Origin of the sequence: Halanaerobium praevalens DSM 2228 (genome assembly GCF_000165465.1) — a bacterium.
In the GTDB taxonomy this organism is placed as follows: domain Bacteria; phylum Bacillota; class Halanaerobiia; order Halanaerobiales; family Halanaerobiaceae; genus Halanaerobium; species Halanaerobium praevalens.
Genome location: NC_017455.1, coordinates 1,236,390 through 1,252,822, shown reverse-complemented (window position 1 = coordinate 1,252,822; position 16,433 = coordinate 1,236,390). Strand labels below are relative to the sequence as shown.

Annotated in this window: 12 protein-coding genes; 10 read left to right on the top strand and 2 right to left on the bottom strand. The window is 28.2% G+C overall.

Annotated features, from left to right (window positions below):
• The first annotated feature begins 61 nt into the window (after positions 1-61).
• The 4 genes from HPRAE_RS05800 (at position 62) to lpdA (ending at position 6,105) form a co-directional block, all read left to right on the top strand.
• Complete coding sequence (locus tag HPRAE_RS05800) at positions 62-1,870, top strand: phosphoenolpyruvate hydrolase family protein (RefSeq protein ID WP_014553302.1); 1,809 nt, start codon at positions 62-64, stop codon at positions 1,868-1,870.
• A gap of 285 nt (positions 1,871-2,155) precedes the next feature.
• Positions 2,156-3,373 carry a Tm-1-like ATP-binding domain-containing protein gene (locus tag HPRAE_RS05795; RefSeq protein ID WP_014553301.1) on the top strand — a complete coding sequence of 406 codons (1,218 nt, stop codon included), beginning with the start codon at positions 2,156-2,158 and terminating at the stop codon, positions 3,371-3,373.
• Between the two features lie 53 nt (positions 3,374-3,426).
• Positions 3,427-4,254 (top strand): phosphoenolpyruvate hydrolase family protein, encoded by an 828-nt coding sequence (locus tag HPRAE_RS05790; protein WP_014553300.1) that lies wholly within the window; start codon positions 3,427-3,429, stop codon positions 4,252-4,254.
• A gap of 162 nt (positions 4,255-4,416) precedes the next feature.
• Entirely contained in the window at positions 4,417-6,105 is a 1,689-nt protein-coding gene (gene lpdA / locus HPRAE_RS05785; RefSeq protein ID WP_014553299.1) for a dihydrolipoyl dehydrogenase, read from the top strand.
• Positions 6,106-6,110: 5 nt separating this feature from the next.
• Here the strand turns inward: lpdA and HPRAE_RS05780 are convergent, their stop codons facing one another.
• Positions 6,111-7,361, bottom strand: a complete 1,251-nt coding sequence (locus tag HPRAE_RS05780; RefSeq protein ID WP_014553298.1) for a 4Fe-4S dicluster domain-containing protein — start codon at positions 7,359-7,361, stop codon at positions 6,111-6,113.
• Positions 7,362-7,575: 214 nt separating this feature from the next.
• Here HPRAE_RS05780 and HPRAE_RS05775 point away from each other — a divergent pair, with 214 nt between their 5' ends.
• Positions 7,576-9,363 carry an alpha-amylase family glycosyl hydrolase gene (locus tag HPRAE_RS05775; protein WP_014553297.1) on the top strand — a complete coding sequence of 596 codons (1,788 nt, stop codon included), beginning with the start codon at positions 7,576-7,578 and terminating at the stop codon, positions 9,361-9,363.
• Between the two features lie 114 nt (positions 9,364-9,477).
• Here the strand turns inward: HPRAE_RS05775 and HPRAE_RS05770 are convergent, their stop codons facing one another.
• Positions 9,478-9,855 (bottom strand): CoA-binding protein, encoded by a 378-nt coding sequence (locus tag HPRAE_RS05770; RefSeq protein ID WP_014553296.1) that lies wholly within the window; start codon positions 9,853-9,855, stop codon positions 9,478-9,480.
• A 449-nt stretch (positions 9,856-10,304) separates the two neighbouring features.
• Between HPRAE_RS05770 and HPRAE_RS11275 the strand changes: the two genes are divergently transcribed.
• The 5 genes from HPRAE_RS11275 (at position 10,305) to HPRAE_RS05745 (ending at position 16,266) form a co-directional block, all read left to right on the top strand.
• A complete protein-coding gene (locus tag HPRAE_RS11275) occupies positions 10,305-10,571 on the top strand; it encodes a hypothetical protein (protein WP_245528254.1) in 267 nt (88 codons plus the stop codon).
• Between the two features lie 52 nt (positions 10,572-10,623).
• Positions 10,624-11,763, top strand: coding sequence for a hypothetical protein (locus HPRAE_RS05760; RefSeq protein WP_014553294.1), 1,140 nt, complete (start codon positions 10,624-10,626; stop codon positions 11,761-11,763).
• Positions 11,764-11,861: 98 nt separating this feature from the next.
• Positions 11,862-12,971: a metallophosphoesterase family protein gene (locus tag HPRAE_RS05755; RefSeq protein ID WP_014553293.1), complete on the top strand. Its 1,110-nt coding sequence runs from the start codon at positions 11,862-11,864 to the stop codon at positions 12,969-12,971.
• Positions 12,968-15,397: an AAA family ATPase gene (locus HPRAE_RS05750; protein WP_014553292.1), complete on the top strand. Its 2,430-nt coding sequence runs from the start codon at positions 12,968-12,970 to the stop codon at positions 15,395-15,397. The genes HPRAE_RS05755 and HPRAE_RS05750 overlap by 4 nt, the downstream gene beginning before the upstream one ends.
• A 35-nt stretch (positions 15,398-15,432) precedes the next feature.
• Positions 15,433-16,266 (top strand): sensor domain-containing diguanylate cyclase, encoded by an 834-nt coding sequence (locus HPRAE_RS05745; RefSeq protein WP_014553291.1) that lies wholly within the window; start codon positions 15,433-15,435, stop codon positions 16,264-16,266.
• Positions 16,267-16,433: the final 167 nt, after the last annotated feature.

The following is a 16,433-nucleotide window of genomic DNA, read 5'->3' as shown; positions in this document are numbered from 1 at the left end:
AAGTAGTTAAGTTAAATTAAGCATAATTAAATTTTAAATATTGACTGGGGGATAATTTAAAATGAATATTCAAAATAGAATTGAAAAAAGTATTAAGGCCAACAGACCATTAATTGGAGTTGCAGTTGGTAGTGGATTATCAGCTAAACAGGTAGCAGAAGGTGGAGCAGATTTTATTTTAGCCTTAAGTGCGGGCTATTTCAGAAATGCTGGTGTTTCTTCTCTAGCAGCAATGTTACCCTTTGCTAATAGCAATCAATTAAATCTTAAATTTGCTAAAAAAGAAATATTACCTCGAGTTAAAAATACCCCTGTAATTTTCGGAGCTTTTGCTGCAGATATTACTAACTCTGATGAAAATTTACTTAATAATATTATTGAAGCAGGTTTTATTGGGGTTAATAATTTTCCAACTGTAGGGCTAATTGATGGTAAGTATCGGCAGGCTTTAGAGGTCAATGGACTTGGTTTTGAAAAAGAAATAAAATTCATGCAAAAAGCAGTTAAAAAAGGTTTATATACAATAGCTTTTGTATTTGAACCAGAGCAGGCAGCGAAAATGGCAGCTGTTGGAGTTGATCTTATTTGTGCTCATTTAGGTTGGACAGCTGGAGGAGAAAAAGGAATAAAAAATGATCATAAATTATTAGAAGATATTAAACTAGTTAGAAAAATATTTAAAGCAGCTAAAAAAGTAAATAATGATGTTTTAACAATGATTTATGGTGGTGGGGATATTAAAGAACCAGCTAAAGTTAATAAGTTTTATCAAGAAACTGATACAATTGGTTATATAGGCGGCTCAACTTTTGAGAGAATTCCAGTCGAACTTAGTATTAAAGATACAGTTAATAGTTTTAAAAACTACTATAAATTAAAAAAGGAAAATAAGAAGCTAAAACAAGAATTAATTAAGAAAAAGGGATTTGATAAATTAGTAGGTCAAAGTCTAATTATGCAGGAAATCTATGATTTAATAGATAAAATAGCAAATAAGAATGTTAATGTTTTAGTTAATGGTGAAAGTGGAACTGGTAAAGAATTAGTTTGTAGAGCTTTGCATTATAATAGTCAGCGTCGTAATAAGCCTTTTGTTAAGATTAATTGTGCTACAATTCCAGAAAAATTATTAGAAAGTGAATTATTTGGCCATGAAAAAGGTTCATTTACAGGAGCTAATAAAAAGAGGATTGGTAAATTTGAATTAGCAGATAAGGGAACTTTATTTTTAGATGAAGTTGGAGAGATTGATGTCAATTTGCAGGCCAAATTATTAAGAGTTTTACAAGAAAAAGAATTTGAAAGAGTTGGAAGCAATAGAACAATTAATGTTGATGTCAGAATTATATCAGCTACAAATATTAATTTAAGAAAAGCAGTTGCAAAAGGAGAATTTCGAGAAGATTTATTTTATAGATTAAATGTTGTTTCAATTAATACTCCACCTTTAAGAAAACATAAAGAAGATATTCCACTTTTAGTTAATAATTTTATTGATAAAATTAAAAATAAATTTTCAATTGATATTTTAAAAATAGAGCCCGAAGTATTTGATATTTTTATGGATTATGATTGGCCAGGAAATGTCAGGGAACTTAAAAATATTTTGGAAAGAGCTGCGATTTTAGCTGAAGATCATGCTATTAGAGTTAAAAATCTGCCTCAGAACTTAAAAAAATTAGATCCTAATTTTACAGAAAATCAAAAAAATAAAATTCCTCAGAGCTTAAATAGTCATTTAGGTTTATATGAAAAAAAAATTATAAAAAATGCTTTAAAAACTAATAATTTCAATAAAACTAAAACAGCTAATTTTTTAAAAATTAGTAGAAAAACTCTTTATAATAAAATAAAAGAATATGAAATTTAAAATTAAACTTAATTTTAATCTAAAAGCCTTTATGTGTAAATTTTTACTCAGTTAAGCAAATTCTCTTTTTAAAAGCAGCTAAAACTGTGTAAATTTTTACACTATTTTTATTTTTAAATTTAAAATAAAAATTTAATTTGGCCAGAAAAATCTTTTTTGCTTTTAAAAGAACTTTATTTAGCCTATTTTTCGACTTTTAAAGAGTTTTGGTATTATTATTGCATAATATAATTAGTGAAAGAATTAAAAAAATTATTATTTTTATAAAATTGAGGAGGGTTTTTAGTGAAGCAAATTGTTATAGTCGGTACTTTAGATACTAAAGGGGAAGAGTTTAAATATATTAAAGATATAATAGAAGGAGAAGGACTAGAAACTATTGTAGTTGATGCAGGTGTTATGGGAGAAGCATACTTTGAACCTGATATTGAGCGAGCGCAGGTAGCTGAAGCTGGTGGAGAAAGTATAGAAAAATTAATTGAAGCTGGTGATCGCGGCCATTCCATGGAAGTTATGTCAAAAGGGACAGCTCTAATTGTAGAAGAACTATTAGCAACCGGAAAATTAAATGGAATTATTAGTTTAGGAGGCTCTGCTGGAACTACAATAGCAACAACAGCAATGAAGCGTCTACCAGTTGGTATCCCTAAAGTAATGGTTTCTACACTTGCTTCTGGTAATACAAGACCTTATGTTGGCACAAAAGATATTACAATGATTTATTCAGTAGTTGATATTTTGGGAGTTAATAGCTTATCAGCTAGGATATTAGCTAATGCAGCTTTTGCAGTTAGTGGAATGGTTAAAGATCAAACTCCAGAATTAGAAAAACAAAGGCCTTTAATTGCAGCAACTATGTTTGGAGTCACAACTCCAGCTGTAGAAAAAGCAAGAGAATATCTAGAAACTGAAGGCTATGAAGTTTTAGTTTTTCATGCTACTGGAACAGGTGGTAAAGCAATGGAAAATTTAATTGAATCAGGTTTTATAAAGGGTGTACTTGATATTACAACAACTGAGCTTTGTGATGAATTAGTAGGAGGTGTCTTATCAGCTGGTCCAAATCGATTAGAGGCTGCCGCCAAAAATGGAATACCTCAAATTGTTTCGACTGGGGCTTTGGATATGGTTAACTTTGGTCCTCTTGCTTCAGTTCCCAAAGAATTTGAAGAAAGAAATTTATATCAGCATAATGCAAATGTAACATTAATGAGAACTACAGCTTCTGAAAATAAAAAGTTAGCTGAAATAATGGCTAAAAAATTAAATCAGACTCAAGGACCAACAACTTTATTTTTACCTTTAAAAGGTGTTTCTATGATAGATGCTCCAAAAAAGCCCTTTTATAATCCAGAAGCAGATCAAATTCTTTTTGAGACTTTAAAAGAAAAAATTAATCAGCAAAAAATTAAAATTATAGAAAAAGAAATGCATATTAATGATCAAGAATATGCTTTAGCAATGGCCAAAGAATTAGTTGAATTAATTGAAGCTAAAGCTTAATGAATGATAATAATTTAATAATGATTGAAAATATAAAAAGGAGGAATAAGATTATGAGATTTACTCGTGCAGAAATTAAGGCCAAATTAGAAAAAGAAATTAAAAAAGGAAAAAGTGTAGTTGGAGCTGGAGCGGGGACTGGTATTTCGGCTAAATTTGCTCAACAAGGTGGAGTTGACTTAATTATTATCTATAATTCTGGTAGATATAGGATGGCGGGTCGGGGCTCACTTGCTGGTTTACTTCCTTATGGAGATGCTAATGGAATAGTCAAGGAAATGGCTGCTGAAGTTTTACCTGTAGCCGAAGAAACTCCAGTTTTAGCTGGGGTCTGTGGTACAGATCCTTTTCGTTTAATGGATAATTTTCTAAAAGAACTAAAAGATATGGGCTTTTCTGGAGTTCAGAACTTTCCTACTGTTGGTTTAATTGATGGTGTGTTTAGACAAAATCTAGAAGAAACAGGGATGGGCTATGATTTAGAAGTAGAAATGATTAGAAAAGCTCATAAGCTTGGTTTGTTTACAGCTCCTTATGTTTTTGATGAAGACGATGCTAAAGCTATGGCAGAAGCTGGAGCAGATGTTTTAGTTGCTCATATGGGTTTAACTACTAGTGGCAGCATTGGAGCTGAAACAGCTCTTGATTTAAAAGAAAGTGCAGAAAAAGTACAAAAAATTGCTGATGCAGGTAAAAGTGTTAATCCAGAACTAATGGTCATTTGTCATGGTGGTCCAATTGCAATGCCTGAAGATGCTAAATATGTCTTAGAAAATACTAAAAATGTAGTTGGTTTCTTTGGTGCTTCAAGTATTGAGAGACTTCCTACAGAAACAGCAATTAAAAAACAAACTGAAGCCTTTAAAAAAATAAATATTTAAATTAGCTTTTATTTAACTTAGATTATTAGCCGCTTTTTAAGAAGCGGCTAATTTATTTTAGTAATTTTTAAATAATTGATAATTAAATCATTATTTAGTATAATGTAAATAAATAGATAATTAGTTAATTTCTCAATTAATGTTTAAATTGGAGGCAGTAAAATGAAAATTAAATTAAAAGCTGATGATTTACCAAAAAATATTGAAAAAGCAAAAATTACTATGATTAAAGTAGAAGCAGGAGATCAGATTGAATTAGGTCAAGAAATTTTGATTTTAGAAGCTAGTAAAAATACTATTAATTTAAAATCAGAGTTTGCAGGAAAAATTGAAAAAGTATTAGTTGAAACAGGAACAGAAATTGAAGTTGGAACAGAATTATTTTTAATCAAGGCTGAAGCTCAAAAATCTAAAAAGGCAACAGCAGCTATAGTAAATAAAACAGAAAAAAAGAGAGATTTAGCGATAATTGGGGCTGGCCCAGGTGGTTATGTAGCAGCTTTAAAGGCAGCTAAAAATGGTGCTCAAGTCACTTTAATTGAAAAAAATAGTTTAGGTGGAACCTGTTTAAATTGGGGTTGTGTTCCAACTAAAGCTTTAGTCCGTTCAGCTGAGGTATATGATGAACTCAAAAATGCAGCAGAATTTGGTTGTAAAGCTGAGAATATAAGTTTTGATTGGAAAGAAATTATTGGTAGAAAAGATAAGATTGTTGCACAATTAAGTCAGGGGATTAAAAGTTTATTAGATAAAGAAAATGTTGAGTTTATTAAAGGTAAAGCAGAACTAATAGATCAAAATACTGTTAAAGTAGTTCAAACAGCAGAAGAAATTACAATTAAAACAGAAAATATTATTTTAGCAACAGGTTCTAAACCAAATAAATTAGCCATTGTTGATAAAAAGGCAGAATCACTTGTTTTAGATAGTAAAGCTTTATTAGAATTAAATGAGCTACCAGAAGAAATAGTGATTATTGGAGGAGGAGTGATTGGTTTAGAATTTGCTTTTATTTTAGCTCGTTTAGATGTTAAAGTAACAGTTATTGAATATTTAGCGGAAATACTTAATTTTCTTGATCCAGATTTGATATCAGAAATAACGGAAGCTGCTCTAGAAGCAGGCATAAAAATTCAAACTAAAGCTGAAGCAAAATCAATTAAAAAAACTTTAGCTAATAGAGCTTTAGTGGAATTTGAAGCTGAAGGAGAGAAAAAATATATTAGTGCAGATAAAGTTTTAATGGCTGCAGGGCGTAAAGCTGATTTTGGAGGTCTAGATTTAGCAGCACTTGGACTTAAAACAGAAAAGAGCAAAGCAGGCTTAGGTATTAAAGTTAACCAAAAAATGCAAACGACAGTTAACAATATTTATGCTATTGGCGATATGACTGCTAAAACGCAATTAGCACATGCTGCTTCTGAGCAGGGAATTGTAGCTGTTAAAAATATTTTAGGCCAAAAAGCTAAAATGGACTATCAAGCTATCCCTAAAGCTATTTTTACTGAACCAGAAATTGCTGTAGTTGGTTTAAGCGAAAAAGAAGCTAAAGCCCAAGCTTTAGACTTTAAAGTAGGTAAATTCCCAATTAAAGCAAATTCTAAAGCTCTAACTTTAGCTAAAAAAAGAGGCTTTGTTAAGTTAATTACTGCTGTAGAAAGTGACCTTGTTTTAGGAGCTTCAATTATTGGTCCTCATGCTACAGATTTAATTGCTGAGTTAACTTTGGCAATTAATAATAAATTAAAAGTTGAAGAAATAATAGAAACTATTCATGCACATCCAACTAGTGCTGAATCAATCCATGAGGCTGCTTTAGCAGTTAGAGATGAAGGTAGTCTTCATTTTTAGAATTATTAGTTTATTTTTGAAATAATTTTTTCTAAATATCTAGATTTCATCTGTTTAGTAGCCATTATTTGTTTGATTGGAGGTAACTTTAAAATTGCTGAAACTATAGCAGCCATGGCACGATGACTGGCAAAAGCTTGGTTTTCAAAAATTAAATTAGCTAATTTACCTTTTTCAATTGCCATTAAAACGGCTCGATGAATAGAGTTAACAGGTGTGATGATTTCTTGCTGGCGGCGCTGAAGACTTAAAGCTTTAGTGGGACAGCTTCGAACACAGACTCCACAGCCTAAACAAATATCTTGATCAATTTTTATTTGATTATTATTTTTTGTAATTGCATCAATTGGACAAGCATCTAGACATTTATCGCAGTTAATACAGCTTTCATAATTCAGCTGAGGTAAATAATTGGTGGTTTCTACAGGATGTAAATTACCAAATTTTTTGGCTGCCAGTAAGGCTTCACAACAACAACCACAACAATTACAAATAAAGGTCGGTTTCTCACGTACATTTTCTCCACATTGAACAAGGCCAGATTCATAAGCTTGGGCTAAAAGTTCTAAACATTCTGAGCTTTCAACCCGACGCGCATGGTCATGTCTAATTAAGGAGTCAGCAGTATTATTAAAAGTCATACAAATATCAAGTGGAGCAGCACAGGCTTGATCTAAGTGATGCATTTTATGACGACAATAACAGGTGCTTATTCCAATATGCTCAGCAGTTTTAATAATATGGCTTGCTTTTTCATAATCTAAAATATGGACTAAATTATCTTTAGAAAGCACTTCTTCATTGACGTAAACTCGACCTAGTTTAGTTTTAGTTGCAAAAAATAATTCTTTAATAAAATCTTCTTCTACATTTAAATATTGATAATATAATTCAGCTAATAATTCTTGATTAATATCATTGCGAGTTCTCATTAATGAAAATTCAAAAAAACCAGCCATTGGTGGAGGTAATATATATTTTTTAACCCCTTGGTCTTGAGAATCTAAAAGTATTGCTCTTTCAGCTAATCTATCTAGAATTTTTTCTACTTTTAGTTTTTCCATTTTTAAAATTTGAGCTGCCCTTTTAACTGTAAATGGTTTTATTGGTAATTTGGCAACTATTTTTGCTTCTTTTTCACTAAAAAGTATTGCTAGAATTTTGTACAAAGTCTCTGAAGGTGGAGCACCTTGTGGGAATTGATTTATTCTTTCGGCTAGATTTTTATATGCTGATTTTGCTGTTTGATGTGACAATTTTTTCACCTCTCCTTATATTAAACAATTGCAGAATTATAATTTAAATCCTTTATTTTTAGTTTGAAATTATAATTTAAGCTATAAATTTTTATAATTTGTTTTAAACTTAATTGCAGGAATCAGCTAATTAGTAGAGAATTCTATTAACAGGGTTTGAAGTTATTTTAAATTATAGATTATTTTTAAAATCTAAATTAGAGGGGACTAAAAAATGAGAAGTTATAAAGATTTCGATCTAAAGGAATTAGTTAAAAATAGGGAATATACAAAGTCACCTGAATGTTTAGAAGAACAAATTTTATATTTTTTACTTGTAGACCGCTTTAATGATATTGATGCTGATTATCCAATTTATAACCCAGAAGCAGATTATGAAAATGCTTTAGATAAAGAGGAGACTAAAGAAGAATGGTTAAAAAATAGCTATCAGTGGAATGGTGGTAATTTAAGAGGAGTCATAAAAAAACTTGATTATCTTAAAGAAATGGGAATTACAGGTATTTGGTTAAGTCCAGTTTTAAAACAGCCTAAATATTCTACCTCTTATCATGGTTATGGAATTCAAAATTTTTTAGAAATTGATCCTCATTTTGGAACTAAAGAAGATTTGAGAGATTTAGTTGATGCTGCTCATGCTAGAGGAATTTATGTTATTTTGGATATAATTTTAAATCATACAGGTGATGTTTTTGCTTATGAAAAAGCAGAACCATATAATTCGCGTGAACATCCTGTTAAAGGTTTTTATGATCAAAATAAAGAAGCAACTATTGATCCTCTAAATCCTGATTATGATGCTGCTTGGCCTGATGGGGGAATTTGGCCTCAAGAAATTTTTAATTTAGATACCTTTAGCCGTAAAGGCTATATAAATAATTGGGATAATTATCCTGAATATATTGAAGGTGATTTTTTTTCTTTAAAAAATATCCATACTGGTTGGGGAAGTTTAGAATATTTTAAACCTTCACGAGCTCTAGAAATTTTAACTGAATGTTATAAATACTGGATAGCTTATGCTGATTTAGATGCTTTTAGAATTGATACAGTTAAGCATATGTTTCCAGGAGCAACTAAATATTTTGCAGTTGAAATCCATGAGTTTGCTTATTCAATAGGAAAAAAGAACTTTGGTTTAATTGGCGAAATCGCTGGTGGTTTAGAGTTTGCTAAAAATTTAATGGAACAGACTGGACTTGATGCTGCTTTGGGAATTAATAGTATTCCTTTAAATTTAGAAAATGTTGCTAAAGGTTATCAAAAATCTGAAGATTATTTTTCTATTTTTACTAATTCTAAATTATTAGGTCAATTTGAAAATCAGTGGTATCAGAGCAATATTATAACAATGTTTAATGATCATGACATGATTTATAGACAAAATTATAAAGCAAGATTTGCTGCTGATCGAGAAAAAGCTCCTTTATTAAAAAACGCCCTCTTTTTAAATCTTTTTTCAGCTGGTATTCCCTGTATTTATTATGGAACAGAGCAAGGATTTGATGGAGAAGGAGAGGCTGAAAAATATATTAGAGAAGCTATGTTTGGTGGCAAGTATGGAGCTTTTAGAACTCAAAATAGAAGTTTTTTTGATCAAGAAAATGATATTTATCAAGAAGTTAAAAATTTAATTTCAATTAGAAATCAAGAATTAGGATTACAAATGGGAAGACAATATGCAAGAGAAGTAATTTTAACAGAAAAATCTTTTGAATTAGCTAATTGTGAGCAGGATAATTGTCTAGAAGTAGTTGGTTGGTCTAGATTATTTAACAGGGAAGAATATTTGTTAGCTATTAATTGTAATTTGGAAAAAGAGTTGGAAGTTAAGGTAATGGTTGATAGTGATTTACACAAACCAGGTGATTATTTTAAATGTATTTATTCTTCTGTAGAAGCTCAAATTGAATGTGAAAGCGAAGTTCAAGAATTAAATCCAGAATATTATTATATTACTATTAAAGTACCAGCTCAAGGAAGAGTTATTTATAAACTTTAAGCGGGATAATTGATTTAAATTCAAATTAAAACTCCACCTAAATTATTAATTTAGATGGAGTTTTCTTTGTTCAATTAAAATAAACTTAAAGATCTAAAGCTAATTTATTTCTAATTAACTAAGGCTGGCATAAATACAGGATTCTATTATCTCAATCTGATGTTTTTTAGCATATTCTTTTATTTGATCACTTCTAGCCCCTGGCTGGAGCCAGACATATTTAATATCTAGCTGCTTTATTTCTTCCATAACTTTAATTCCAATTTCAGGATTAACTACTAAATCAACAACATCAATTTTGCTTTTAATGGAGTTTAAACTAGAATAGCATTTAAGTCCAGCAACTTCTTCTAATTTGGGATTAACAGGATAAACTTGATAATCATTTTCTTTGAGTCTTAAAGGTATTAAATAACCAAATTTATTTTTTTTATTTGTGGCACCAACAACAGCCCAATTTTTCAACTGCATAGTTTTTTCTTTTAAATTCATTTTAACAGCTCCTTTTAAATCTTAATTATTAATCTAAGAATATCAAATTTTAATTGCTAAAGTCAAAAAATTTTTAATAAAATAATAATTTAGGCTCTGATTATTTTTTTATTAAAAGACAATTTATGGTATAATTAAATAAATTAATTAATAAAAACTGAAACTAAGATAGGAGAGGATTTAAAATAGAAGTAATTGACTTTAAAAAATATTTAAAAAAATATGATCAGACAACTGGACTTTATCCAAAAAAATTAAAGCAAATTGGAAAAAAATATCATGCTCAAAGCTATTTAACTCGAGCAGAACTTTATCAATTAGCTCATTTAAATTCTACTCGCAGCTCATATCATGTTAAAAGAAATCCAATTAATAGAGTTAAAAAAGTTACAAAAGCAGCTTATAAATTAGAAGATATATTTTGCAAATTAGCTTTATATACAAGTTTGATGGGGGTTGGAATTCCAACTGCTTCGGCCATTTTAACTGCTTTAGATCCTCAAAAACATTGTGTCATTGATACTAGAGTTTGGGCTACTCTTTATCAACTTAATTATTTTGAGCAGGAAAAAGAAAGTTTTAAAGCAGATGATTATTTTGAAATAATCAAAATAGTTAGAAAAATGGCAGCTCAAACTAATTTTAGTCCAAGTCAAATTGGATATGCTTTGTTTGCCTATGATGTCTTAAATAGAGAAGGTAATTTACACAGTTAAAAATTATAATTAGAAATTGAAATACTAAAGATCTTAAAATGGGAGAGATTATATGAATAAAGCAATGCTCTGTACTTTAAAAAATGATAATGAAACTAAAAAAATATTAATTGTCAAAAATAAAATTGAAAAAGAAAATTTAAAAATCAAGGTAGATCAACAATTAGAAGATCAAAATCCTGATGTTCAAAATTTAATTAAAGCTCAAGTAGCTCAAACTTTAAAACTTAATTTTTTAGCAGAAAAAGATGAGTGGAAATTAATTAATAAGAAAATGTATATATCTAATTTTGATTATGCCTATGATTTATCTAGTCTCAAAAGTTTTATTAATTCTTTGATTAAAATTAAAATTAATGATCAAGAAATAGATCTTGCAATTATTGAACTTTTAAAAAATGATATTTTAGCTGCTTCTGATTTTTGGGAAAATGAAAATATAGATCAAGATTTAACTGCAGAGTTAATCCTAAAATATTGGGATTTAAAGCCAGTTAACTCTTATCCTGAAAATAGTTATTATAAAAAACTCATGCAGCTTGCAGATAATAAAATAGAAATTATAGACCAAGAAATAGTTAATTATTGGCCGCAAATCCCAACTTTAATTAAAGATAAAATAAATAATTTAGTCAATAAAGGTGAGTTGAAGTTTCAAAATTATTTATATTATTTAAAAACACGTAAAAACCCAGTTTTTAATCGAATATTATTTAATCTTATTCAAGAAAAAGTTGGTGAATCACAAGCAAGTATTAATAATTTATTTGAAAAATTCCATTATCAATTAATTGATGAGTTAACTAAACAAGCATTAGAAAAAAATAAAAAATTAGAATTAAAGCCTGTGATTCCAGCAGTTGATTCGAGAAAAGAAGAGATAAAGGAAAATTTAAAACTAATAGAATATTCTTTAGTCGAAATTTTTAAACATTATTCTATCAAAATAAATTTTGAAGATTTAAATTTATTTGCAGATAATAAAATTAATTCTACTAAAGAATATATGAATGCTTTAAGCCAGCATGTCAACTATCTTAATCAGCTTAGAAATCAGCTTAATTGTAAAAAATGTGGACAAAGATTAGATTATGATTTAGATTATTCTAAAAAAACTGCTGTTTATAAAGTAAAAGCAGCTCGTTGTAATAATCTTAAATGTGATAATTTTAAAGAAGAACTAGAGTTATAGAAGTTAGGCACTAGAAAACCTGAGCGGCTTGGCCCAAGGAGCATCAACAATTTAAAAATTAGATAAGCTTAAATTTCTTAGTTTAGAAGGAGGAAGTAATGACTTTAAAAATTATGCATACAGGGGATATTCATTTAGGGATGAAGTTTAATCAATATCCTCAAATTAGTAAAAAATTGGAAAACGCTCGTTATCTTGCTTTAGAAAATGTAATTATAGAGGCTAATAAAAGAAATACTAACTTATTAGTTGTAGCTGGTGATTTGTTTGACAAATTAAATATTAAAGAAGAAAATATCAAAAAGACAATTAATATTCTAGATAGCTTTGCTGGAGATGCAATCTTAATTTTACCTGGAAATCATGATTATAAAGATGAGATGACTAAATTATGGCAGTATTTTAAAGAAAATATTAAAGGTCGGATGTTAATTTTAGCTGAACCAAAAGTTTATTTACTTCATGATTTTGGTATTTCTGCCGCCATTTATCCTGCTCCTTGTGCTTCTAAACTTTCTTCGGAAAATAACTTAACTTGGATTAAAAATTTAAAGGAAAAAGCAGCTGCTAACTATCATTTATTATTAGCCCATGGAGCTCTAGCTGGTTTTTCACCTGATTTAAGAGATAATTATTTTAAAATGACCAAAGCAGAACTTCTAAATTTGGAAATGGATCTCTGTTTATTAGGCCATTCTCATTTAACTTATCCCCAACAAGATAAAGTTATTAATCAAAAAATATTTAATAATGGAACTCCAGAGCCAGATGGTATGGATTGTAAACATCCTGGTTATGCTTGGTATCTAGAACTACAAGCAAATAAAGAAGTTAAAGCTGAAAGAATAAAAACAGGTAATTATCACTTTTCTGATTTAGAAGTAAAAATAGATTCACTTCTAGAATTAGAAAATTTAGTTGAAAAAATAATGGCTCAAGCTGTTTCTAAAAAAGTATTGCGTTTAAAATTAAAAGGAGAGTTAACTAAAGAAGAGTTTTGTCAGCGAGAAAAGTTAATTAATCAACTTAAAGATAATTGTTTTTATGCTAAAATAGATCAAAGTGACTTACAAAGAAAATTAGATAGAGAATCAATTGCTCAAGATTTTGCTGAAAATTCTTTTCCTTATCAACTTCTAGCTGAATTAGAAACAGATAGTCAGGCTCTAGATCTAGCTTATAAAATGTTAAAAGAGGTGCAAGAATGAAATTAAGAGAATTTAAAACTGAAATATTTGCTGGAATTAATAATCGAAGTTATAAATTTGAAAATGGTTTAAATATCATTTTAGGTGCTAATGAAGCTGGCAAAAGTACTCTGATTAATGCTATTTATGCTTCTTTATTTATTAATCCACAAATAAAGTTAAATACAACTGAAGGAAAAGAGTTTCAAAAATATTATTTTCCTTATCCTGATGGTGATTATGCAGAAGCAGAACTTAAATTTGAGATTGAGACTCAGACTTATAAAATTTATAAAAAATGGAGTAATAATAATTATTCTGGTTATTTAGAGCTAAGTGATGGTCGTAGAATTGAAAAGACAAATAAAATTGCTGCTTATAAAAAAGATCTTTTTCCATATGCTAAAAGCACTTATAATAATATAGTTTTCAGTAGTCAGGAAGATATTAAATCAACCTTAGCTAGGATTAACGCTGAGCAGAATCCTGAGTTAATTAATACGATTAATTCTTTTTTAAGAAAAGCTGTAATGGAATTAGACGGAGTCTCTATAGATAAATTTAGACAAAAATTAAATGAAAATTTAACTGAGTTAACAAAAAGATGGAAATTAAAGGCCGATACTATCAGTAATAGTGCGCGTGGAGTTAATAACCCTTATCAAGTTGGTACTGGCAAAATTTATGATCTTTTTATAGCTAAAGAAAAGCTGCGTTTAAAAATTAAAGAAAGTAAAATTAATGAAAAAGAATATGAAAAAATAAGTTCGGAAATTAGAAAATTAAAAGAAGAAGAACAAAAATTAATTAAAGATATAGAAAAATTAGCAAAAATAGAGGCTGAAATTAATCAAAGAGTAGAAATCGAATTAAAACTAGCAAATAAAAGAGAAAGAATTGAGTCTTTAGAAAAAATTAAAGAAAAATGGCCTCAATTAGAACAGCAACTAGCTGAACTGCAATCAACAAAGCAAGCACAAGAATTAAAATCACAAAAATTAGAAGCAGAAAAACAAAGGTCTCAAAAATTATCCCAAAAAGAAGAATTGGAAGTTAAAATAAAAAAAATTAAGCAGCTCAAAAGTGAAAAACTTAAGCAAAAAGAAATATTAGCAAAAATAAATTTTACTAAAAAAGACTTAGAAAAATTAGAAAAAGCTAAAAATAAAATTGCTCAAAATAAGGCAAGTCTCAAAGCTTCTAAATTAAAGGCTAAAATAAATTTTTCTGAATCAGATAAAATAAAAGTTACAGCTGGAGTAGATAGAGAAAAAACAGTTCCCAAGGACCAAATCATTGAGGCAGATGGCTATTTAAAAATTAAAACTGATCAAATTGAAATTGAAATTGAATCTGCAGAAATTAACTTTGCTAGTTTAAAAGAAGAACTTAACAGCTATCAAAAAGAGTTTTTGAATTTAAAAAGAAAAATGAAAGTTAGTGATTTAAAAGAAGCAAAACAAAAGTTAGCTGAAAAAGATGAGGCTGCAAGAGAACTAAATAGGCAAAATACAGAGCTTAGAGAATTATTAGCTGGTGCTAACTTAGATTCTCTAGAAAATAATTTAGATCAACTAGCAAAAGTAAAAGCAGCTAGAGAGATTGAGATCATAGACAAAGAAATTGAAAAAATAAAAGATGATTTAGCTAATTTGAAAACTGAAATTAAAATTAGAGAAAATAAAAAAGAAGAATGGAAAATTGATTATCAAAACTTAGCTAATTTGAAATTAAAATTAGCTGAGCAAGTAGAAGCAAAAATAAATTTAGCAAAAAAACTTGAGCAGCTTGCTTCACTTCCTGCTCAATATGAGAACTCACAAGAATTTGTCACTAGTTTGCAAGCAAAAAGAGAAGAAAGAGAGAAAATTAATCAAAATTTAAGACTTAAAATAGAAAAGTATAAAGAGCTAGAAAATTTACTTCCTGTAGAATCTACTCCAGAAATGGAAAATAAATTAGAAAATTTAAAAGAAAAATTAGAAAAAGCTAAAACTAGAGCTTCTAAATTAGTTAAAATCAAAGAAGTTTTTGAAAAAAAATTAAAAGAAATGGATCAAAATTCTTTTAGTCCTTTAACTAAGAGCTTTAGTAAAAATTTAGAAATTTTAACTGCCGGCAAGTATGAGCAAGGAATAATTGAAGATGATTTTTCAATTCAAATTCAAACAAATAAGAATAAAAAGCTACCTGGTAAATTAGAGTTATTATCTTATGGTACTTATGATGCAGCAGCTCTAGCTTTACGATTTGCAATTTTTGATAATTTATTTAAGCAAACAGGTGGTTTTATTATTTTAGATGACTGTTTAGTTAATCTTGACCCAAAAAGAAGAAAAAATGCTATCAAATTAATTAATCAGTATCAAAAAAAATATCAAATTTTATATACAACTTGTGAGCCAGAGCGGGCAGCTGAATTAAATGGTAATATAATAAAAATTTAAGTTAAAATTTAATAATGTTCTAAGAAGGTGATATGATGTTAAATGATTTAAGTTTAAAAACAATACTCAATAATTTAACAATGGGAATAGCTATTTTAGATAAAAATAGAAAATTTATCTATATTAATGATTTAACTACTAAAATAACTGGTTATACTTTAGCTGATATTAAAAATCTAGATGTAGCTTTTAAATTGGCATTTCCTAATTTTGAGAAAAGAAATGAAGTTAGAGAAAATTTTAAAAATAAAATAGCTAAAGGAAAACATTATAATCAAGTAATAAATATTAGAACTAAAAATAATAAAAATAAATTTATAGAATTTAGAGTTAATCCACTTGAAAATGGCTATTTATTAGTTAATTTAATGGATGTTAGCAAAAGAGTTGAACAAGAAGCGGAAATCAAATATCTTTCTTATCATGATGGTTTAACTAATTTGTATAATCGACGCTATTTTGAAGCTGAAATGGAAAGAATGAATCATTCGCGTAATTATCCAATTAGTATTATTATTGGTGATTTAGATAATTTGAAAATTATTAATGATACTTATGGTCATCTTAATGGTGATCAATATTTAAAAAAGTCCGCTGAAATTTTAAAAAAGACTTTAAGAACTGAAGATATAATAGCCAGAATTGGAGGAGATGAATTTGCTGTTTTATTACCTAAAACTGGTACTAAAGCAGCTAAAATTATTTGTAAAAGAATTATTAATCAATTTAAAAATTATAATTCGGAGAATAAATATTTAAATGACTTTAAAATTTCACTTGGATTTGCAACAGCTGCTGCAATCAAAAAAGATCTTTTTGAAATTTATAATCAGGCTGATAAAAACATGTATAAAAATAAAGGAAGATAATAATATAATTAAAGAGGTGAGCTAAATGTATGCTGAGTTTAAAGAGGTAGTTAGAGATATTTTTAAATAGATTGAAATTAAAATTATAAAAACCGATTTATTTTTCTAAAACCGGTTTTTATAATTTATTTTTTCTAATTAATTAGAATACAGATTATAGAGTTTAA